Origin of the sequence: Arcticibacter pallidicorallinus, from assembly GCF_003002875.1 — a bacterium.
In the GTDB taxonomy this organism is placed as follows: domain Bacteria; phylum Bacteroidota; class Bacteroidia; order Sphingobacteriales; family Sphingobacteriaceae; genus Arcticibacter; species Arcticibacter pallidicorallinus.
The window spans coordinates 716,048-737,506 of the sequence record NZ_PVTH01000001.1; the positions used below are offsets into that span (position 1 = coordinate 716,048).

Annotated in this window: 14 protein-coding genes; 1 reads left to right on the plus strand and 13 read right to left on the minus strand. The window is 45.2% G+C overall.

Annotation, left to right across the window (positions count from 1 at the left end):
• Nucleotides 1-191 precede the first annotated feature (191 nt).
• Nucleotides 192-1,316 carry an acyltransferase family protein gene (locus B0I27_RS02815; protein ID WP_181276657.1) on the plus strand — a complete coding sequence of 375 codons (1,125 nt, stop codon included), beginning with the start codon at nucleotides 192-194 and terminating at the stop codon, nucleotides 1,314-1,316.
• Between the two features lie 3 nt (nucleotides 1,317-1,319).
• Here B0I27_RS02815 and B0I27_RS02820 read toward each other — a convergent pair whose 3' ends face one another.
• The 13 genes from B0I27_RS02820 to B0I27_RS02880 form a co-directional block, all read right to left on the minus strand.
• Nucleotides 1,320-1,802 (minus strand): ankyrin repeat domain-containing protein, encoded by a 483-nt coding sequence (locus B0I27_RS02820; RefSeq protein WP_106291141.1) that lies wholly within the window; start codon nucleotides 1,800-1,802, stop codon nucleotides 1,320-1,322.
• 68 nt (nucleotides 1,803-1,870) lie between these two features.
• Nucleotides 1,871-3,469 carry a catalase gene (locus B0I27_RS02825; RefSeq protein WP_106291143.1) on the minus strand — a complete coding sequence of 533 codons (1,599 nt, stop codon included), beginning with the start codon at nucleotides 3,467-3,469 and terminating at the stop codon, nucleotides 1,871-1,873.
• Nucleotides 3,470-3,535: 66 nt separating this feature from the next.
• A complete protein-coding gene (locus tag B0I27_RS02830) occupies nucleotides 3,536-5,251 on the minus strand; it encodes a hypothetical protein (RefSeq protein WP_219904965.1) in 1,716 nt (571 codons plus the stop codon).
• Nucleotides 5,244-6,509, minus strand: a complete 1,266-nt coding sequence (locus B0I27_RS02835; protein ID WP_106291145.1) for an MFS transporter — start codon at nucleotides 6,507-6,509, stop codon at nucleotides 5,244-5,246. Before B0I27_RS02835 ends, B0I27_RS02830 begins: the two co-directional genes overlap by 8 nt.
• Entirely contained in the window at nucleotides 6,499-7,557 is a 1,059-nt protein-coding gene (locus B0I27_RS02840) for a glycoside hydrolase family 130 protein (RefSeq protein WP_106291147.1), read from the minus strand. Before B0I27_RS02840 ends, B0I27_RS02835 begins: the two co-directional genes overlap by 11 nt.
• A 30-nt stretch (nucleotides 7,558-7,587) precedes the next feature.
• A complete protein-coding gene (locus tag B0I27_RS02845) occupies nucleotides 7,588-9,075 on the minus strand; it encodes a RagB/SusD family nutrient uptake outer membrane protein (protein ID WP_106291266.1) in 1,488 nt (495 codons plus the stop codon).
• A 10-nt stretch (nucleotides 9,076-9,085) separates the two neighbouring features.
• Nucleotides 9,086-12,166, minus strand: a complete 3,081-nt coding sequence (locus tag B0I27_RS02850; protein WP_106291149.1) for a SusC/RagA family TonB-linked outer membrane protein — start codon at nucleotides 12,164-12,166, stop codon at nucleotides 9,086-9,088.
• Between the two features lie 96 nt (nucleotides 12,167-12,262).
• On the minus strand, nucleotides 12,263-16,360 hold the full coding sequence (locus B0I27_RS02855) for a two-component regulator propeller domain-containing protein (protein WP_106291151.1): 4,098 nt from the start codon (nucleotides 16,358-16,360) through the stop codon (nucleotides 12,263-12,265).
• Between the two features lie 100 nt (nucleotides 16,361-16,460).
• Nucleotides 16,461-17,840, minus strand: coding sequence for an aspartate kinase (locus tag B0I27_RS02860; protein WP_106291153.1), 1,380 nt, complete (start codon nucleotides 17,838-17,840; stop codon nucleotides 16,461-16,463).
• A gap of 165 nt (nucleotides 17,841-18,005) precedes the next feature.
• Nucleotides 18,006-18,146 carry a PLDc N-terminal domain-containing protein gene (locus tag B0I27_RS17885; protein ID WP_425428104.1) on the minus strand — a complete coding sequence of 47 codons (141 nt, stop codon included), beginning with the start codon at nucleotides 18,144-18,146 and terminating at the stop codon, nucleotides 18,006-18,008.
• A gap of 177 nt (nucleotides 18,147-18,323) precedes the next feature.
• Entirely contained in the window at nucleotides 18,324-18,785 is a 462-nt protein-coding gene (locus B0I27_RS02870; RefSeq protein WP_106291157.1) for a hypothetical protein, read from the minus strand.
• A gap of 149 nt (nucleotides 18,786-18,934) precedes the next feature.
• Complete coding sequence (locus B0I27_RS02875; RefSeq protein ID WP_219904966.1) at nucleotides 18,935-19,918, minus strand: SMP-30/gluconolactonase/LRE family protein; 984 nt, start codon at nucleotides 19,916-19,918, stop codon at nucleotides 18,935-18,937.
• Between the two features lie 27 nt (nucleotides 19,919-19,945).
• On the minus strand, nucleotides 19,946-21,097 hold the full coding sequence (locus B0I27_RS02880) for a Gfo/Idh/MocA family protein (RefSeq protein WP_106291159.1): 1,152 nt from the start codon (nucleotides 21,095-21,097) through the stop codon (nucleotides 19,946-19,948).
• Between the last annotated feature and the right edge of the window lie 362 nt (nucleotides 21,098-21,459).

The following is a 21,459-nucleotide window of genomic DNA, read 5'->3' on the forward strand; positions in this document are numbered from 1 at the left end:
AAAGGTTGGTTTATTACTCCTTGATTTTTGTTTTAGAACCTGAAATTATTGATAGCCAATAGTTTCAGGTTCTTTATTGTTTGCTTTATCGCTTCTCGCTTCTTCTCATTATCGAAGAATGACGTATTTGCTCACGCTAGTTATCACTAACAATTCTGTTATTTTCGGTTGTCACATATAACTGAGAGATAGTGGATTCGAAACAAGTATCACGCAATATAACTGGATTTTCTAGTGTCATTTTAGATTCCCTAAGAATCGTAGCCGCGTTAACCGTACTGGTTTACCATATGTATATGCATTGGTTGCCAACACATGGAACAACAGATATGCTGGCTAAATACGCTCATGGCGGCGTTGTGGTGTTTTTTGTCTTATCCGGTTATGTCATAGCGTATACAACCATACAGAGAAATCGTGGAGGACGGCAGTATATGCTGGCCCGATTTAGCAGACTCTATTCAATCGTTATCCCAGCCCTGGCGGTTACAGCATTCACTGAATTAGCGTTATTAATGACGGATCCCGAATTGTCGGCATCAATGACGCGGGGGGCGATAGTACCAAGATATATATTGTCAATGTTTCTTTCCAACGAAGTTTGGTTTCTTTCTGCAGCCCCACCTATAAATGGCCCCCTTTGGTCTCTGAGCTACGAGTTTTGGTACTATATAATCTTTGGTTTGTTCTTTTTTAGAAAGAAAAGCCTTAAGTGGCTACTAGCGGGTTTATTAGCTTGCGTTGTCGCCGGACCAAAAATTCTGTTAATGATGCCTATCTGGCTTTTTGGATACCTCTCTTACAAATTTTCCCCAGGCATCGAAAAGAAATCTTCATGGTTGTTGTTTCTGTCTTTTTTGGTGGCGGCTGGGGCTTCTTTTGTATTCTTGCCAGCTTGGCCCGGCAAGCTGGGGAATGCCCCTCTGTTCTTTTCGGGTCAATTTATAACGGATATTATCGAAGGGATATTTATTGCCCTGTCATTAACATTCATGCCGACAGGTGGTACAAGCGTTGCAAAACTTATTCGTCCCATAAGAAGAGCGGCAGATCTCACGTTCCCGATATATGTTCTGCATTTCCCTTTACTCATATTGTATGATTCCTTGTCAGATCAAGCAGTAGCCCATTCCCATCAGTTAATCGTACCTACGATTGCAGTCCTAATTGCTTGTATTATAATAGGACTCATACTGGAACGATACCGAAGAGTATGGGATACGGCGTTTCACACTCTGTTTGGTTTCGGGGCGCAGTTCTTGTCGCTTAGAAAAAGGGTTTACCCCAAGGCGGGGGAGAAGGCCCGTAACGCTTGAGTCTCAGCCCACATCTTCCAACATTCTGATCGCCTCCAAATTACCTTGCTGAACGGCCAGGTCAAGGGCACTGAGACCTCTTTTCTCACGTATTGTAGTGTCGGCTCCGTTTTTTAACATGATCTCTGCCAGATGGTTCCTTCCAAATAGAACGGCAAACATAAGGGCCGTACCACCGTTTCCGTGCTGTGTATTTAGATCGGCACCATTGGCGATAAGCAGTTCCGCAATATCGGGATAGCCCTTGAAGCAGACCCCCATCAGTGCGGTATTTCCCCCAAAATCGGGTTTGTTCACATCTGCGCCAGCTTCAATAAGCGATTTTGATGCCTCCAGCTGATCGTTGTAGCTGGCAATAATAAGTGGAGTATAGCCGCGTGAATCCTGTGCGTTAACGTCTGCACCCTGTTCAATTAACGACTTAATCAGCGCAACGTCATTGGTACGAGCGGTATTAATCAGAGTGTCATTTAGCGATTTTATCATAGAATTGTTGACCGTGATGTAAGTGGCCAGAAAGAAAGATTCTGGCCACTCTTAACAAATTTTAGCTATTAATAGGGCTTAGCATCTCTGCCTTCCTCCTCTGCTTGTTGTACAGCCTCATGAGAAGTCGTGGTGCCAATCGGTCCCTTATTACTTTTATCCACGTCAGTGTTGGCAAGTCCTTCTGCAACACGTCTGCCGTAGTCCTCATCGCACTGCCTGAAAAGTTCTACCATTTTATCTTGTATACTCTTGTTTGCAGTTGCGAGTGTATTAACCAGATTGAGAATCAATTCATCTTTTTCCCAGTCTTCAAAATTTCGATAAGTATCACCTGCTTGTCCGAAATTATTCTGTTTTTCTATTTTCTGACGTACCAGTGCGCCATGATACATGGGTGTATGGTCTTTGCCTGTTCTTGGCGCCTCTTTTGGTCCTCCCAAAGAAGAGGGCTCGTAGTTTACATGTGGATTGTTAACGATATCGCCGCCTTGATTATAAGCCATCTGCCCATCTCTTTGATTGGTTGAAACCTTGCATTTTGGAGCATTTATCGGAAGTTGCAGATAGTTAGTACCCACACGATAGCGCTGGGTATCCGAATAAGAGAACGTTCTTCCCTGCAGCATCTTATCGTCCGAGAAGTCTAGACCGTCAACAAGCACACCCGTTCCAAAAGCACTCTGCTCCACCTCTGCAAAGTAGTTCTCCGGATTCCGGTTTAAGGTCATCTTGCCAACCGGATGCCATGGGAACTGCTCCTTAGGCCATAATTTTGTATCATCCAGTGGATCGAAATCAAGCTCGGGATGTTCACCATCCTCCATAATCTGCACGCAAAGCTCCCACTCCGGGAAGTTCCCGCTTTCAATAGCTTCGTAAAGATCTTGCGTAGCATGATTAAAATTCATCCCCTGGATCTCTTGTGCCTGAGCTGTTGTCAGATTCTTTATCCCCTGAAGCGGTTCCCAATGATATTTTACAAGGACACCTACACCTTCTTTATTTACCCACTTGTAAGTATTAACACCCGAACCTTGCATCTGTCGGTAGTTGGCAGGAATACCCCATGGCGAAAATAAGAAGGTAATCATGTGAAGCGCTTCCGGTGTATGGCTGATGAAGTCGAATTGTCTTTCCCCATCCTGACGATTCGTTACAGGGTCTGGCTTGAAAGCATGGATGAAGTCAGGAAACTTCAAAGCATCCCTTATGAAAAAGATCTTCAGATTGTTTCCAACCAGGTCCCAGTTGCCGTCTTCCGTGTACATCTTCACGGCAAAGCCACGAGGATCACGTAGTGTCTCCGGTGAATGTCCTCCGTGAATCACTGTCGAAAAGCGAACAAAACATGCGGTCTGTTTACCTTTTTCCTGCAGGAACTTTGCTCTGGTGAAGTTGGAAATTGGTTCGTTTCCAACCATTCCGTAAGACTCAAATACCCCATGGGCTCCAGCTCCCCGGGCATGAACCACGCGCTCGGGAACACGTTCCCGGTCGAAGTGAGACATCTTCTCTAAGAACTGATAATTCTCCAGTGTTGCCGGCCCCCGGCTTCCAACAGTTCGCAGACTTTGGTTGTCGTAAACAGGGTGTCCGTTTCTTGTGGTCAAGGTTGGGTCTGCGCCGTTCTCGCTGGGCTTTCCGTTGGTTTCGTGCAATGCCATAGTCAATAATTTTATAGGTTTACTATAAAGTTACCGTATTAACACCAAAAGAATGTTAGAATTCAATTAATTTTTCCCTTTTTTGAAATCTACTATTATATTGTTTACAAGTACTTTACCGTCCGTGTACACAGGTTTTGAGGCGGGTGGAAGACACACCAGAACTACTGACTGATTAGCAGGAATATCCACATGGTGTGTCTTTTTTGATTGCGGCGAGACAATTTTCTGTGCTACCAGATCGTAGATCAGGCCTTTTTCCTTCAGCTCAAAACTAATCGTCTTCTTAGCGGGATACGGATTATAGCACAGATACGTGGGATATGCATCCCGGCGAAAAAAATCTGTGGCCAGTAGATCGAGTTTCAGGATACCCTCCACATTTGTCTGTTCCACCGTAGCTCCAAATAAGCCCACATGTGCACTTCCATAAACACTGAACTGAGACACTGGAGGGTTTTTACCGGGTACCCATTTCGGGCCGTCTCCTTGAGCCACCGGAGCTTTCAGGTCTTTGTAAAGCGTGTCGAATGACGAAGCCATAGCGATCCCTTCGTAAGCGATCACGCCTTTGGTCACTTCGGCTGAGTCAGGTAAAGTCTGATGCTCTCTGGGTATGTATTGAGGATAAAACAGACGGGAAGCATTTACTGCGTTCAACATCCACTTTCCGATAGCATTCGCATAGGCCGGATCGTATCTTACCAGAGGAAGCAGCGGCCAGGCGGCATCGAAGGTATTCATCAGAAAGCCGTAGCCTCCATGATCTACCGTGCTGCCTACTGTTCCGGAGATGTCATAGCCATTCCAGTTCCCTACCAGTACACCCCATCCCTCCCTGCATATCGCGGTCCCGTCGAATGTCCAGTCAAGCATCTTTCCCAAATCAAACCTGGTACCATGCTCCGCATTCAACACAGCAGCCATATAAGCACCAAAAGGCATCAGTAATTCGTAGGTCGGATTGATCGGATTACTTTGGAGCGCCTTGGTTGCGCTGAGCGCGCCTTTCAAGTATCGCTTGTCGCCAAACTTCTTATAGGCAGCATACAAAACCCATGCATGTCCTGCAGCAGCGTCCGGTTGCGCACATATATTATTCTTCATAGGCGTCATACGCCCATAGTCGAAATACGAGTAGTCATAATTTCCGTTGAGAATAGAGTCGGCAGCGTAAAATTTCTCTGCTATACTTCGGGCTATGCGCTCGAAGTCAGGTTCTGAGGGATATTGGTCGTATATGGCGTAAAACATAAGATTCGGATAAACATCATACCACCAGTCGCGACCATATCCTCCACCCAGTAATGCAACTTCAGGAGCAGTGTTGTTCATCATGATGTTCCAGCCTGTTTCCCTATTGAAATAGTTTTTCAGCATACCTACATAGTTCCTGTTTGCCTGATTGCTCTTGTCGATTCCCAGCAAACTGGCGCCCAGTACTGAGCCCATATTCGCCATCGCTTCATGAAACATGCCCTTATGGCTTTTTAACCCCTGTCTTACATCTCCAATTGCCGTGTACATCCCGAGTGTAGGCTGATCAAAGTTCTTTCCTGTGCTGTCCACCCAAACCATCGGCCAGTATTTTTCTTTCGCATCAAAATCATATACCAGTTTATCGAACCGTAACGCCATATCTCTCCAATCAATAATATTCAGCGGTTTCGGTAAGTTGGGCATCTTATCCACCCTTGAGATGGCTTTTTGTTGTACCTGACCATAGCTACAAAGAACGATGAACAGCGAGAGACAGCTAAAAAGTAGTTTTCTTTTATTCATGATGTATAACTTGATGGTGTAAGCTCTTCTCCATTTCGTCGCCCTGTCTGATGATTCCTTTTGCCACCCAAAAGGAGCTCAGTTGCAATACGGCTACTATCATGATAGCATAACGAAGCGCAACTTCATTCGAAAAATAATAAGCAAGCAGCAGAAATGTGCCAGCGCCCGTAAGCCGCCCAAGATAAAGACCTGCTTCATGGTTGAGTATGTAAGCGAACTCGCTTCTTTTTTCTTTTTTAGAGAGCAGGTCGATGACCCGGAACTGAATAGGGAAGTAGGCGAGATCCAGGAGAGGTTTAGCCAGTAATAAAAATAGCATAAACAAAACGACCCCGGTAGCATTGTAAAGGATCCCGTTAATGAGAGCAGCAACTGCAAATAGCAAAAGTCCGGTTCCAAAGACGTAGATCCGTTGCGAAGGCGATGTCTTTCTCCCGATGATATACATCAGAATGGCGGCGAAGACCGCGCCGATTGACTGAGCTGTACCAAGCGCTCCTTCCTGCCCCAGCAACAGCATAATAAGCATGGCCGGAGCAGTCACCAGAAAACCCTGCACCAAACCCTTTAAGCTTGCCAGGACGAGTAGTTTGTTCCAGAATGGATCAAATTTCAAATAGAAGAACTTTTTGTTTACCGGATTTATAAACTTCCCCTTGAAACACATTACCGAAGCCAAAACAGTAATTACAAATACAATTCCCGTTACAATCCGGTAGGCCAGCTTTGCGTCTCCGCCCCGTGCAGATAGCTCAATGAACCATCCTATGGCAACCGGAATCAGCACGGCTATAATAGTGTAAAAGAAGGTTTCCAGCCCGTAGTAATAGTTCCGGTTGTTGTTGTCAGTTGTCGATAGTGCTAAAAAGTCTCGGTTGGCCCAATAGAAACCGAAGGACATACCCATAACAATACCTGCAACGGCAATTCCTGTGATATCCAAGGTGTTTAGAGACATCATAATGGCCATCGAGACCCCGCTGAGCACCATTCCTAGCGAGAACAATAATTTAATCGGAAATCGGTTCAGCAGCCACCCATTGATTAGGAAGGTTATAGGAATTCCTGTATAAATGGTTAGCTGGTAAACTACCACTTTTGTCGGATCATTCGAATTTCGCATGACGTAGGCTGCTACAAAAATGTCGATAACCGGAAGAACGATGCTGTAAATCAGGTTGGTAAGCGTCAATACCTTGAAGTTGTGCGACTGGCTCTTGAAGTGCCCTATCTCCAGTTTGAGTTTATTCAGCATGGCCGTAGATTAAAGAAGCCAGAATTTCCCTGATCGAAAAGGTAGCACCACAAACATGCTCATCTGCGGCTCCATAGTATACCGTTAGCTCATCTCCCCGGACAACATGTCCGTTCGTAAATACAACATGCCCGAAAAAGCCGCTGACTTCATAAGGTTCAGTAGGAACCATGATTGGCTCTTCAGTGCGTGCAAGAACCACGGAGGGATTCTCTAAATCCATCAGGAAGGCGCCCAGACAGTATCGATGTTCGGTATTTGCACCATGGTAGATTTCCAGCCAACCTTCTCCCGTGCGTATAGGAGAGGCTCCCGCACCCACACGAGCATTATCCCACTTGTCCGCCCTTGTCCGAACAATACATTGATGTTTTCCCCAATGAATTCCGTCAGGTGATTCAGCCAGCCATATATAGTTACCACCCAGGTCAACGCTGCTGGGCCGATGCAAAGCATAATACTTTCCGTTAATTTTCTCATCAAAAATCGCACAGTCTTTATTGTGTGGGGGAATGATAATTCCTTCATCTTCAAAAATCTTCCAATCTTTGGTAGTTCGCAGTCCTACTGCCACTCCGTTTTCCGAAACAGCCGTAAACGTCAAATAATACCGGTCATCCAGATACGTGACCCGGCAATCTTCAATTCCAAATGTCTGATGTCTTCCTATGCCGGTCAGTAATTTGAAACCCTCCGGTTCATCAAACTTAATCCCATCATCGCTGCAAAGGAGTCTCAGATGAGACAGCGTTGTCAGGTAGTCAGCGCCCTTATAACGAATTACTCTGGGGTCATCCTTATTCAGCTCCGGATCGTCAGAAGCGATTCCAATGATATCGATTCCTTCTTCATTTAATACGGGGAAAGTTATCCTGCCGCTCTCCTGTGCAGGCCTTTCAGCCACCCGTACAAGAATCCAGGTCTTGCCTTCGAAGATGAACACTCCGGGATTTAACAGGCAGGTGATCTCCAGTCCGTTTCTGCTGGGACGCAGGTCCTCTGGAGAGAGCAGCGGATTCTCTCTAAATCGCTTGGCTATATCAGTCATAAAATTTGCTTTGTACTGTCCGAAACGTTGTTAATATCCCTGATTCTGGGTGATCGTTCCCCCGGATTTATCTACCTCGCCTTGTGGTATCGGGTATAGATAGTTTCTGTCCTGAAAGTTCTTTCCGGCAGCGGTCAGAACTGCTTTCGCATGGTTCCATCTCTTCAGGTCATTAAAACGCTGGTTCTCAAATCCAAGCTCAACGCGCCGCTCCTGGATGAGCCAATTCTTGATTTCTTCTTTATTGGCAGATGTAGGGTTACGGTCAGCAAGTGTTCCGGCAGGTACGGGAGCTCCATCTATTGTGGGAGTGGTTCTTGCTCTTTGTCGCACAGAATTGATTATGGCTATAGCCTCTCCAAACGCATTGGATTCGAGATAGGCTTCTGCTTTCCAGAGCAATACGTCGGCCAAGCGGATATAGATCTTATTTGTCGGAGCATCATCATTACCTTTGTTGCTTCCGTCAGTCGACCCAAGAAGTTTATTTACGTTTTTTGCCGGAACATTCACGGTATACAACAAACGCGGGTCACTAGGTTCGAAGGCTGCAAGGAAGCTTGGGGTCGGAGCAATAAAACCCCAGTCGAGTAAAGCACACAGCCCATTTCCGTTGCGAGGAAGTCGCCCCGTCTGGTGGTCATAAGCAAATATCACTTCATTCTCCGCGAATTCTTTTGCTACACGGAAATTATCGAAATAATTGGCGTTCAAATTGTAAAATCCCATTCCCTGAAGCTCGGTCACCAGGCTGATCACCTCTGCCCATTTCTGGTTATATAGTGCCGACTTAGCCTGCAAAGCGATCACAGCGCCCTTTGAGACCCTCCATCTTTCCGTATCGCTAGAATACTTGCTGTTTGGCAGAAGCGGCTTGGCAGCAGCCAGATCAGCATTGATCTGCTCCCATACCTGAGCGGCCGGAACCTTTTTGGCTACTTCATACGCCTCATTGAAGCTTTCAAGCGGTTTAAGGATAACAGGAACGTCTCCGAAATTATTTACCAGATCGAAATAATAGAAGGCTCTTAGAAAATATGCTTCAGCCAGACTGCGGTTCTTCAGTGTTTCATCCATATTCAAGGTAGCCATTACTTCGGTATTGGTCAGATAGCTAATAGCTTGATTTGCTCTTGCAATACCTTCATAGTTAAAGCTCCAGATCCCATTGAATGCGCCGTTGTTAGAAGTGAAGCGGAAACCGGCTACTTCATCCATCCAGGGTTGGTCGCCATCCGGATTCCATTTCTTCTGAGCGTCATCAGAAGCAATGTCTTTCAAGACAAAATCCGGACGAATAACTGTTCCCTGATTCCAGGCCCATTCTCCAATCAGGTTAAGTGTATTAGAAAGCATTTGATAAGAGCCATCCACCGAAGAGGTAATGGTACCTACCGTTGGTGCAGAACTGATCTGATCGGGAGTGATAAGACCTATCGGATCCTTGTATAGTTCTTTCTCGCAACTCAGCATGAAAAACAATGCACTGAGAAAAATGGGTTTATATAGTAGTTTCATTTCGGTTGATTTAAAAATTAACATTTAGCCCAAAAAGGAAGGCTCGTGACTGCGGATACGTCCCCATGTCGACACTGCCGATCGTTTCTGGATCCAATCCCGTATATTTTGTACTGGTGTAAAGATTTTGTCCTGAAATGTACAAGCGGATGTTCTGAATCCCTGTCTTTTTTCCCTTCAGGAAGCTACCAAAGGAATAACCTATCTCCACATTTTTAATCCGGAAGTAGGAGGCGTCTTCTACAAATATGCTAGAGATCCTGCTGCTTCCATTGTCCGTAAAACTTACTCTCGGAACCGTATTGCTCGAACCTTCGCCGTTCCAGCTGTTCAGTGCAGCGGTGGTATAATTGAAGGGGCGGGTGTCGTAATCCAGGATCTTTTTTCCATCATTATATTTATCCACATCTTCCACGCCCTGCAAAAGGAAGGAGATGTCGAAGCCCTTGAAGCTTCCCGAAAAGTTGATACCGTAGTTGATCTTCGGAATAGCGTTGCCAATAAAATTCCTGTCACCGTCATCTAGAATTCCGTTTCCGTCCAGATCGCGGAACTTAACGTCCCCTGGTTTCTCTGAGGGACTATTCGTTCCAAATAGATGCGCTGTAATCTCGGCTGTATTCTGATAAATGCCTTCCATTTCATATCCGTAAAACGCTCCTAAAGGTCGCCCTACGGCGGTGCGTGTGTACGTATCGCTGATGTTGGGATAATTAGGGTGCAACGCCTTGACTTCGTTTTCCAGCGTAGCAAAGTTTCCGTTGATGCTGTATTTAAACTCGCCTATCGTATTCCTATAATTAATACCAACTTCCAAGCCCTTATTGCTCACTTCCGCGGCATTGACGTAAGTTGGATTCACATTGCCGACGAAGCCGGGAAGCTGAATAGGCAATAGGATGCCGCTGGTATTCTTGGTGAAATAGTCCAGCGTAAAATACAAGCTGTTTTTCGCAAAGCCGATATCCAGTCCAATGTTATTCTGCGTTGTGGTTTCCCATTTCAGGTCTGGATTCCCATAGCGATCCAGTACATACCGGTCGCCATCTTTCCTTAGCAGTGTCAGATAGGCATAGTTGGGAATTTGTTGATTGCCAAGCTTACCTGTGCTTGCTCTAACCTTCAGTTCGGAGAGCCAGCTGATATCTTTCATGAATGCTTCTTCTGAAACGGTCCATCCCGCAGAAACGGAAGGGAAGTAACCCCACTGGTTGTTTTCTCCGAAGCGGGATGATGCATCTGCGCGTAGGTTGGCTGTCAGCATATATTTGGAATTGTATACATACGTAGCTGAACCAAACAAAGAGAACAGCGCATATTCACTTCCATTCCCGCCATTCCACAGGTCCGTGCTGGTATTGCCAAAGTCGATATATTGGAACGTTCCTGAGGTATAATCGAAGCGCGCACGAGAGGCAGAGAGTCCGGCCGCATCATTTTTGATAAACTCTGTTCCTGCAAGGGCGTTGATTGCATGCTTGTCGAAAGACTTGATATAGTTCAAGGTATTCGTCCAGGTAACATTCAACTCCTGAGCACGTTCTTCGTTCAGTGAGTTCGGCCGGTTTTGTCTGCCGAGACCCTTGCCCTGGTCTATCGCCGAACCTCCGTTGTCGTCGTCGCCAAAGTTCTGCCGGAAGGCTTTGTTGTGCAAAAAGTTCAGATCGATCCCCACATTGGTACGCAGCTTCAGAGAGTTGTCTTTAAGGAATGCATACTCTCCGTAAAAATTGCCGAAGGTTTTATAGTTTATCCGCTTATCGTTGGCGTAAGAAGCCAGTGCGATCGGGTTAGATGTTTTTTCAAAATTTTCATCCCAGGCGCCCCGGTTTTCACTGTTAAGAAAGTAAAATGGCAGATCGGTAAAAGGATCATTCGCTTTATAGGTAGGGTCTGAGGGATCTTTATACACCGGGATCACGGGAGGTCTGAGAAGGGCGTGCCGGATAATTCCCGGGGCATCACCGCTGGAAGAAAGCCAGTCCTGGGTAGAGTGGGAGAGCTGAAGATTTGTCCCCACTTTAAGGCGCTCCGTAAGGTTAGCGTTCACATTTGCACGGAAGCTGAGACGCTGATACTTATCATTGTCGAAGACCACTATCCCATTTTGAGCGTAATACCCGCCCGAAAGTAAGTATTGAACCTTATCACTGCCACCGCTTGCAGTGAGCTGTGCGTTCTGAGACATCCCGCTCTCAAACAGTTCCCCGAGCCAGTCAGTATCAGCCAGATCTGTCCTCTGCTTAGCAGCGGTATAAGGGTTATCGGCGTAACCGGCATTGTTCCATGCCTGTTCCAGGGTATTCAAATACTGGGAGGTATTCATCATAGTCGGCAAATTCCTAACCTGCTGTACACCGTTAAAATAGTTAAGTTCTATAGATGACTTGCCAATAGCTCCCTGAGCAGTAGTGATTACCACCACTCCGTTTGCTGCCCGGGATCCGTAGATCGCTGCCGATGCAGCATCTTTCAAAACCGTCATCGTTCTGATGTCTGCAGGATTTAAAAAGGCGATGTCTTTCGTAGGGTTGCCGTCTACGATATAGAGCGGACTGTTGTCCCCAATCGTGCCCACCCCACGAATGCGCACATCTATCGGGTCACCGGGAGCACCGGTTCCCTGGGTAACCTGCACGCCGGCGACCTGTCCCTGGAGTACCTGCGAGACGCTTGGTACCCTGCGCGTTTCCACATCACCCATATTGACGGTGCTGACCGCACCCGTAATGGAACCCTTACGCTGACTGGTATAGCCAACAACAACTACCTCATCCAGATTGGAGGTGCTCGTTTTAAGCTGCACGTTTATAGTCGCATTTCCCGTGTACGCAACAGTTGCCGGGTTGAAGCCTACTGATGAGAATACAAGCGTTGAGGCCGCACCACCATTCAAGATTATGGAATAATTGCCCTCTATATCCGTTGGTACACGATTCTGCGTATTCGCCTGCTGTACCACAACACCGGGGAGGGGAAGACCACTGTCATCAGTAACTTTCCCGGTAATCCGGATTTGCGCTGACAGCGTGAAAGAGTATAGCAGGAAAGATGTTATAAAACCATAAAAAAGGTATTGATATCGTTTCATATAGGTATAATTGGTTGTATCAAATCTATCAGTGTTGTCTCGTAAAACAGTTCACTATGATATCATTTTAGTGCACAACCGGTATATAAGCTATATTTATGTGGTTTCATACTGCTTCGCCCGGTATTCGTTAGGCGCCAGCAGATATATTTTTTTAAACTCCCTGAAGAAATACGATTTGCTGTTAAAGCCTGTACGATAGATGATCTCAGAAACCGTGAATTGGGAAGTCAACAGCATATCTGCCGCATGCTTTAACCTGATCCGCTTGATGAACTCCGCAGGCGTCATTCCTGCCAAAGCTTTCAGTTTTCTGTACAGCTGCATCTTGCTGATGAATATGGCCTTCTCGATAGTCGTCGCGTTCAGCTCCGGATCATCCAGATGTTTCTCAATTACCTCCAGAATCGCCTCCAGGAAAACCTTGTCTGCATCCTCAATATCCGCATACATAAACTGACTGCTGATGTTTTGATCCTTGACCAGATGCTGCATACGGGTATGGTATTCAAGCAGTTTGCGAACCCTTAAAAGTAGGTAGGCTATATGAAAGGGTTTGGGAATATATGCATCTGCACCCACTTCATAGCCCTCATTTTTGTTTTCCTCGGTTCCTCTGGCCGAGAGCATAATAAACGGAATCTGAGCAGTAGCGGGAGTGTTTTTAACCTCCCTGCATAATTCCATACCGTCCATCTCAGGCATCGTAACATCAGATATGATCAAGCTAGGGTAACTTCTTTTCAATAGATGAAGGGCCTCCATTCCATTGCCTGCTTCATATACGATATACTGTTCCTGCAAAACCTGACGGACGAGGTAGCGAAGCTCTATATCATCTTCTACAATAAGGATACTATGGCGGGACTTCTGATGAAGAGCGTCGATTACGCTGCTCTTGTTCTCTTCTTCACTACTGGTCAATGGCGGCTGTTGCTGATATTTTATCAGCGATTTGTGTAGAAAAGAAGGTTCAGATGTAGCCACTTCATTCTCCATTTTGCTCGTAGAAGTCGAGGCTACAGGTAAAGAAATGGAAAAGCAGATGCGCTCATCCTGCAGATCGACCAGAATATCAGAGCCAAGAAGACTGGCCAGCTCAGCAGCAAACGATAATCCTATTCCGGTACTTGGTCTGTCGTTTGTACGTTTAGCATAGAACCTTTGAAACAAGGTTTTAATCTCCTCATGGTTTAATGTACAGCCCGTATTACTTACCGCGATCCGCAGCTTTCGCAATTGTGTATCATAATTCGCATCAAAGTAAACGCGATCTCCAGATCCCGAATGTTTGAAAGCGTTAGACAAGAGGTTAAAAAGAATCTTCTCCAGCTTATCCTTGTCCACAAAACCAGCTATTCCATCCTGGATCTTTCGGATATAAGGTTTTGTGCTTTTTTCACTCTCCGGTATAAACAACGCCGAAAGGCTAGTCAGCATTTTACTGATGTCAATGTAAACTTCATTCACCTGCAGGTACCCAGCCTCTGCCTTTCTGAATTCGAGCAGTTGCTGAACAAGGTAGGTAAGCCTTATGGAGTGCTGGTGAACAAGAGAAAGGAAGTAGCCTTCCTTATTTTTCCTTATAGCAGATTCACTCGTCCGGATATAATGCTCGATGGATCCCATAATCAGTGTTAACGGCGTTTGAATCTCATGAGCTATATTGGTAAAAAAGTTAAGTCTTTGCTGATGAATGCTCTCATCTTTCAAACGCAGATGATTTTCCATCTCGAGCTTATACCGCATTTCGATCTTGTTTTTCCTGTAGCGATGAAATGCATAGCCCGCACAAGCAAGTACCAGGATGTAGAACATAAGCGCAGGATAGCCGAGCCAGAAATAAGGTTTAACCCTCACTTCCATTACTTTAATGGGTTCGGTCCAGACTCCCTCATTACTCGCCCAACGTACCAGCAACTTATATTTTCCAGGGGGGACGTTATTATAAACGATGCTTCCGTTGGCGTCCGAGTAATTCCAGCTTTGATCATTCCCCTCCAACTTATAGGTAAATTCATGTTTAGCAGGGTCATTGAAGCGGAGTGGTTTCAGCGTCAGCCTGAAAAAGTTCATTTCCCGTTCTGTTTCGTACGTATAGAATTCGGCGGACCTGGCCTTTAAGACCTGAATTCTGTTTTCATTTACATTCTTACCACCAATCTGTACATGCGATACCAGCAGATTGGGAACATCTGCATTGCCTTTGAGTGCCGAAGGAAGGAAATAGTTAAAGCCGTAGATTCCGCCGAAAAAGAGCCTGTCGTCATTGCCCTTCCACACCGCTCCATCGCTGAATTCATTGCTTTGCAATCCATCTTTTTCATTATAGGTGATTATAATGCCCGACCCGGGTCGATGCCTTGCTAAGCCTTTATTTGTGCTTAGCCAGATCTCCCCGGTAGCAGACTGTTCGATGGCATGTATAGTATTATTGGGAAGACCGTTTTCCGTTGTAAACCTGGTGAACTCCGGTTGTCTTTTTAACGTTTCCGGATAGGGGAGATAGTTTAGTCCAAAACTTGTTCCTATCCATAGTCCCTTTGAGCGATCGCGGTACAAGGAAAGTACATCGTTATTGGATAGACTGTTTGGATAAGTGAATGCATTGAATGTTTTAAATCGCCCCGTCTTTCTATCCAATACACTTAAACCACCATATCGGCAGCCGATCCATAAATACCGATCATCTGTAGTTGCCAGAGAATAAATGATATCATTGGCAAGACCCTCCGTTCTATCGGAAAGGTATTGCCGAAATTTCTCTACGTAGAGCCCGCCTTCCGGACCTTTTGCAATCCGGAGATGGATTAAACCACTGCCGCTGGTACCTAGCCACAACGAACTGTCACGATCCTGCAGAACAGCGTAAATAGAGCGGAAGCGGGGCAGACGGGATGTACCCTGAATCTCTTTCCAGGGTATAATCCGCCGCTTTTCCAAATCGTACACTTGAAGGCCCTCTCCATCAGTGCCAATATACACCAGATCTTGAACTCCTTTTTTTAGTACGAACACCGAGTTGTCAGCAGGATCGTGTGAGACAGATATGAATCTGCGGTTATTTAAATCCAGATCTTTCGCTAACACATTACCTAGTTCGATGATACCCTTCCCCTTCGTTCCAATCCATAGCTTGCCGCCCACCTCAGCGAAGGCTCTTATTGGTTTGTTGATGCCGTATGGGTTCCCTTTTACCAGGCCGAAATTGTTTGTCTTGGGGTGAAGCTTTATCAGCCCGTTGCCATCTGTTCCTAACCAGAGAATACCATCTGCGGAAGAAGCAAGTGATGTAATTCGCAGGCCTGAGAACTTTTTTATAATCCCATCTATTCTGGCGTTCTTTCTGAATTTCAGATCATATACTTCTGCTCCCGTACTTTCTCTAAGAAGGATGTAGCCTCCCCGGAATCGGGATACGGCCCTAACCCCGGTAAAATTGCCAGGGATTCTTTTGAATGCAGACTTTTCAAAGCTTCCAAACATATTTCCTCCAGCTTCGAGTATAGCGGCTTGATTTACGAAAAAAAAGTTGTTGATACCCAGGGAGTGTCGGATGACACGTTTAATCCTTAAACCTTCGGCGTGTGGTTCAGTAAGTAGTAGATTGCCGTTCGCCTCAAGTACCCATAGCGATCCATCCCCATCAAGCTTCAGCTTCTTTATGAGCCTGTTTTTGGGGAATTCCCTGACGCCGGTAAAAGAGTTGCTCGAACTGTCAAACTTCATCAGTCCCTCATCGCGACTGTAAACGTAAACCTGTCCCCGCTTGTCAGCCGCAAGTTCATACTCCCTCTCGGTGATTCGGCGTTTGGACTTTGCGTCGTAGAAATACTGATGAATGGTTCCGCTGTTCTTCTCAATACGCGTTATGCCCCCGATAGTATTGACCCATATATTCCCCCCATAACCTTCACTTACTTCCTGAATAACATTGTTTCCTATGCTTCCAGAGCCATGATTGGTGTAGTTGAATACTTTAAACTCCGTTCCGTCGAACATGTTCAGTCCGTCCCAGGTGCCAACCCAAAGCAGGTTCTCACTATCCTGAAATATGGAGTTTATGGCACTGTTGGAAAGTCCGCTGCTATTATCCAGATACTGAGAGACGTATTGCTCATCGACAGGCTCCGCATGAAGACGTCCGGCAATGCATATAAAAGCAAGCAAAGATATTATCGAGAGGTACTTCATAATTGGTTAGATGCGGAACACAAGGTCCCGCATCTAACGTATAAAGTACGGAAAATATCTTTTTGTTGTATTAAAATCAGAAATTAGCCGTTTGTTGCAACTAGCTGTAAAGCACCTCGTTTAGAGAAATGATCGCCGGTTCAAAATGCTCTCTGTCTACAAGGAACTGGATGTTGACTTTCCTTAGTGAAAAGCCCGCACTCATGATATTGATTCCTTTTTTAGTAAGCGCATAAGCACTCTTTGCTAACAAGCCCGGCTCATCCATATTGGAACCAAGCAAACAAACCATAGCAGCCTTCTCCACGGTGATCTTTTCAAATTTCGCTTCCAGATCACTGATCAGTTTTTTCTCAAAATCCCTTTCCCAGATAACCAGCGAGATACAGTTGGCGCTGGTGGCTTTGAAGGTATAACTGATGTTGTTGTCATAGAAAATTTGCATGATCTGCAGGTCACTTCCCACATTGCCGACCATCAGCGGATCATAAACATCGATAATAAGCAGCTTATCTGTACCCGTGATCACCTCGACGCGCTTCTGCTCACTGATATACTCTCTGGTAATAAGAGTTCCCGGATGGGACGGGTCGAACGTGTTTTTCAGACGAAGGTTGATGCCATTAATCTCCAGAGGCTTGGTGGCCTTCGGATGTATAGCCTCCATACCCACGTCTGCAAGCTGATCAGCGATATCATAATTGGTATATCCAACTGGCATGCAGTTGTCAATACCTACAAGCGCAGGGTCAGCAGTTGAAAGGTGGTATTCTTTGTGTATGATAGCTTCCTCCGGCTTTAACAGCACGGCGATCTTGCTAAATGTAACTTCCGAATATCCGCGATCAAACTCGCGCATAATACCTTCTTTACCCTTGGTATAACCGGTTACTATACAGATCGTCTTTTCGAAATCAATATTCTTAAACGCCCGCTTTATACGTTGATCAATAGTATAAGCCTTAGGGTCATTAAATCCACTCAGATCAACAAGTGTAGTGTTAATGCCCATGTTCTGAAGAATATTGGTAAAGTTGAAAGCCGAGTGACTCTCGCCGATAGACGCCAGGATTTCACGTGCAGCCTGAAGTATTCCGGTTTTGCTTACATAGCCTGAGGCAAGAATATTTGCCAGGTTGTCCAGCATCGTCTGTGCTTCCAGAACGTGCTTTTCAATGAAATGATCCGCTTTTGCAAGATCCAGACCCAGCGGCTCATATTGCTTATTGATCCCTTTTAGCTTGATGATCAGGTTCTTAATAGGTTTATGAAAATCCTGAAGATTAACAATTTTATGGTAAACCCCCGGTTCTCCGGTTTTCTTGTTTTCTAATAACAAGTTGGTTACTCCTGAAAATGCGGAAACGACAAAGATCCTGTTGTAAAGTTGATCTCCCGTACGCTCAAATAAGATGATATTATTGATTACATCCTGTAAGGCACTCATGGAAGTGCCACCTATCTTTTCTACTGTTAACATGTTTGCTTTTATACCCCAATATGTTGTTGCCTTGCCCTTCTTCAGAACGCAAGGCTAACCTATAATCAAACCTACTAAAAAAAATGATAACAGATTAAGGGATATAATGCTCTATTGAAGCTATTAGGTGCAAGGAGCTTACAAAGCTCCTTGCTGTTTCCTATTTTAGGTCAAAGGCGATCTTAGTTTATAATTCCTGATTACACGTTTTCTTGCGAAGAAAAAATAAATAATTCCGGTAATCAGGTTGAAAAAGAGAAATCCTGTCGTCCACATGATCTTTTCGGTCGGTGTATATTTTTTGATCTATGTACTTCAATGAGTGCCATAACAATGAAAGCAACCATCAAAATAGCTCCGACGATCGCAGCCACATTATCGTACTTTACCGCAGTATACGTGATTTTTAACGCTGCAAACGCGAATAGAATGGAGTATCCAAAGTAAAATACGGAATTGGTAAGATTAGTATGAGTCATAATTTTAATACATTGAAGGTGTTTTTAAAACGTCGGAGACATCAAGCCCTGACATGGTCATCATTCCGACAAAAGCAACCAGATACCCAAAAATTACGATAATCAGTAGCACGCCCATATAGACGTAGTGAAGCTTCAGATACCTTAAAGCCGTAGCCAATGATTCCCCGCTGAAGGTATTCAAAGCAAGTTTCGAATGATAGGAAAACTTGCTAAGGAAATAAATGGGGAAAAAGTAAACTGCCCCCATCAAGACGAGGGGGACGATAGTCAACACTTGAAACCAATTCCCACCTCCAAAGAATTGAGTCAAAGCTACCAGGAAGAAAACTGCCATAAACACTAGGAACACGAAGCCAACAACAGACAAGAATCTAGTCCACTTACGCGTGACATCTAATTGTCTGAAACAGGAGTCATTGAAATTAATTGAACCAGGAGATTCGTTTGGAGAAAGATTTTCCATTATGTCAGGGTTTAGGTTTATACTTTAAAGTTAATAACTTATTCTCGACTTTAAATCAAGTCGTTATAATATTTATCCCACTACTCTGGCAATACTTCTCTAAGCAGAAATCTGGTACTACGGATGAACGAATTCGGTATCTTCTACAATCAATCCATTAGCTTCAGTCGTAGAATATTCATATCATTGGTGATGTACAGCGTCTTTTCATCTCCTGAGAATGTGCAGTTAGATGCCGGCGCAGAAAGTCCGCTCAGTTTTCCTATCAACTTACCGCTTCTGTTAAAGATCCAGATCCCTCCGGGAGCACTCGAAAATACATAACCATCTTTATTGATCTTGAGTCCGTCCGGTGCGCCTCTCAACCCTTTGCCCTCGCTTTTCGCACTATAAAAGATTCTGCCGTTGGTCAAACCTTCCTCAGTTACATCATAAATATACCAGTTCGGATTGGCTCCGTCTGAATTCGTTACCAGCAACTGTTTGCCCCCCGGAAAGAAAGCAATACCATTTGGACGGGTAAGCGAGTCAATCAGCAATACAACTTCGCCATTCTTCTTTACTTTGTAAACTCCCTGGACTTTCATTTCTTTTAGAGGGTCATTGTGCTGATGCTCCAAACCGTAAGGAGGATCTGTAAAATAGAGCTCGCCGGTAGGGGAGTAGGCAGCATCATTCGGACTGTCAAACTTCCGGCCCTCATAGTTGCCGGCGAGTGTGACGAATTTTGGCCTAGGAGCATTTAAAGGAGCATCCATTCTGGCCATCCGCCTGTCGCCGCACATGCAGAGTACCAGGTTGCCTTTGGGATCCAGTAGCAATCCGTTGGAACCCATTTCGCCCTTTCGCGGAACACTGCCCGTATATCCCGATGGAGTGAGGTATACCTCCTTGCCGCCTTTTTCAGTCCATTTCCAAACGGTATCCCTTGGGACGTCCGACCAAAGGAGCATTTTATGCTTTTCCACCCAAAGTGGTCCTTCACTCCAATCCATGCCCTCAGCGATAATTTCAGCTTTTGCGCCCTGCATAATAATCTTATCCAGTTCAGGGTCCAGACGCTCAATGTGTCCTATAAATTTAGGGGAGGGCTGTGTCATCCCTAAAGAGACTCCAGCAAAAAGAACTATCATAAGTCTTCTTATCATCTTCTAAAACACTTATTTCAACATTACTTTTTGTCCGCTACGCATTGCCTGATAGATCGCCTGAAGATAGGCCACATCACGTTTTCCCATTTCACCCGGGAGACGAACAGGGCGTTTCCGAATCAATGATAACGCAAAGTCGTCCATTTGCAAAGCTTGTTGGTTTACAGCAGGAAAACTAAGATTTCCGTCAGGGCCTTTTCCACGAATACCGCCATAATTGAATGCGGGCGTAAGCTCATACGCTCCCCGTTCAGCTTCGACTTTAAGCGTGTTGCGGCTATCCGCATAACTGGAAAATCCCTCAGCCTTGATTCCTCCCGGCATCTCAAATTGCCAGGTGAGTGATTGCTCCACCGTGGCAAAACGCTCCGGATCGGTTTTCGGTCCTTCCTTCGCCGTAACGGAAAGTGGAGTTTGCCCCGTAACATAGCAGAAAGCCTGCACGCAATAGATTCCAAGGTCCATTAACGGACCGCCACCGGCCATAGCCTTATCCAGCCGCCACTGCCCCTTATGCGCATTAAATGCGAAACCTGCCGACATACTTTTGATATTACCGTGGATCTTTTGCTGGCCAAGCCTCATCATTTCCAGATGGTAGGGGTCATAATGCAATCGATATCCTACGCCGAGTATACGGTCTGCCTTTTTACAGGCAGCAATCATCTTATCACAATCATCAACGGTGATAGCCATAGGTTTTTCGCAAATAACATGCTTTCCCGCTTGCGCCGCTCTGATCACATATTCAGCGTGCATGGAATTCGGAAGGACAACATATACGATGTCAATATCCGGGTTATTCTTTATCTGGTCGAAGTTCTTATAATCGTAAATGTTAGACGCAGGGATACCGTATTTTGTTTTCCATGTTTCAGCCTTCTCAGGTGTCCCTGTTACAATACCGGCAAGAAAGCAGTTCGATGTCTCTGACAAGGCCGGCGCAAGCTGTCCACCGGCGTAGCTGCCTAAACCTACCAGGGCGATGCCCAGTTTGCCCGATGCTTTTTCTTTCCTGATGCGTTCTTTACTGGAGTCTTCGTCGTGGCTCTTGAAACCAGAGAAGAGTGACAGAGTTGAGATCCCTATGGACGCTATCCCCAGATCATAAATGAATTTTCTTCTGGAGTGAAGCTTAAACGAACTTTCGATTAGTTTCATATTTTGGTTAGATTGAAAACAAAAATCATTCGAATTTGCGAGAAGTTAGAGCACCAATGTTCAGAGCTATAGCAGATATGTCAAAATAGCATTTTTCAGGAGTCTTCTTTTACTTTACTATTACCTTCATTTCTCTCAAGTTGTTTAGCAGTTTTCCAAGAATTGTTAGTTTTGCGCTAAACACACAAAATTCATGAACCATTGGTTAGTCAAATCCGAACCTTTTAAATACAGCTGGGATAAATTCAATCAGGATGGCCGTATCCACCCGACGAACTACAGCTTGCCAGCCTCAATTAGTTTCTTATAGTTCTGTGGATACAGGTCTCTGATGTTCTTATGATTGATGGACATGAGGTTTT

Bases quoted from the DNA above. Each gene is read 5' to 3' on its own strand.
- B0I27_RS02820 (WP_106291141.1), bottom strand. From the start codon at position 1,802: ATGATAAAATCGCTAAATGACACTCTGATTAATACCGCTCGTACCAAT.
- B0I27_RS02825 (WP_106291143.1), bottom strand. From the start codon at position 3,469: ATGGCATTGCACGAAACCAACGGAAAGCCCAGCGAGAACGGCGCAGAC.
- B0I27_RS02830 (WP_219904965.1), bottom strand. From the start codon at position 5,251: ATGAATAAAAGAAAACTACTTTTTAGCTGTCTCTCGCTGTTCATCGTT.
- B0I27_RS02835 (WP_106291145.1), bottom strand. From the start codon at position 6,509: ATGCTGAATAAACTCAAACTGGAGATAGGGCACTTCAAGAGCCAGTCG.
- B0I27_RS02840 (WP_106291147.1), bottom strand. From the start codon at position 7,557: ATGACTGATATAGCCAAGCGATTTAGAGAGAATCCGCTGCTCTCTCCA.
- B0I27_RS02845 (WP_106291266.1), bottom strand. From the start codon at position 9,075: ATGAAACTACTATATAAACCCATTTTTCTCAGTGCATTGTTTTTCATG.
- B0I27_RS02850 (WP_106291149.1), bottom strand. From the start codon at position 12,166: ATGAAACGATATCAATACCTTTTTTATGGTTTTATAACATCTTTCCTG.
- B0I27_RS02855 (WP_106291151.1), bottom strand. From the start codon at position 16,360: ATGAAGTACCTCTCGATAATATCTTTGCTTGCTTTTATATGCATTGCC.
- B0I27_RS02860 (WP_106291153.1), bottom strand. From the start codon at position 17,840: ATGTTAACAGTAGAAAAGATAGGTGGCACTTCCATGAGTGCCTTACAG.
- B0I27_RS02870 (WP_106291157.1), bottom strand. From the start codon at position 18,785: ATGGAAAATCTTTCTCCAAACGAATCTCCTGGTTCAATTAATTTCAAT.
- B0I27_RS02875 (WP_219904966.1), bottom strand. From the start codon at position 19,918: ATGATAGTTCTTTTTGCTGGAGTCTCTTTAGGGATGACACAGCCCTCC.
- B0I27_RS02880 (WP_106291159.1), bottom strand. From the start codon at position 21,097: ATGAAACTAATCGAAAGTTCGTTTAAGCTTCACTCCAGAAGAAAATTC.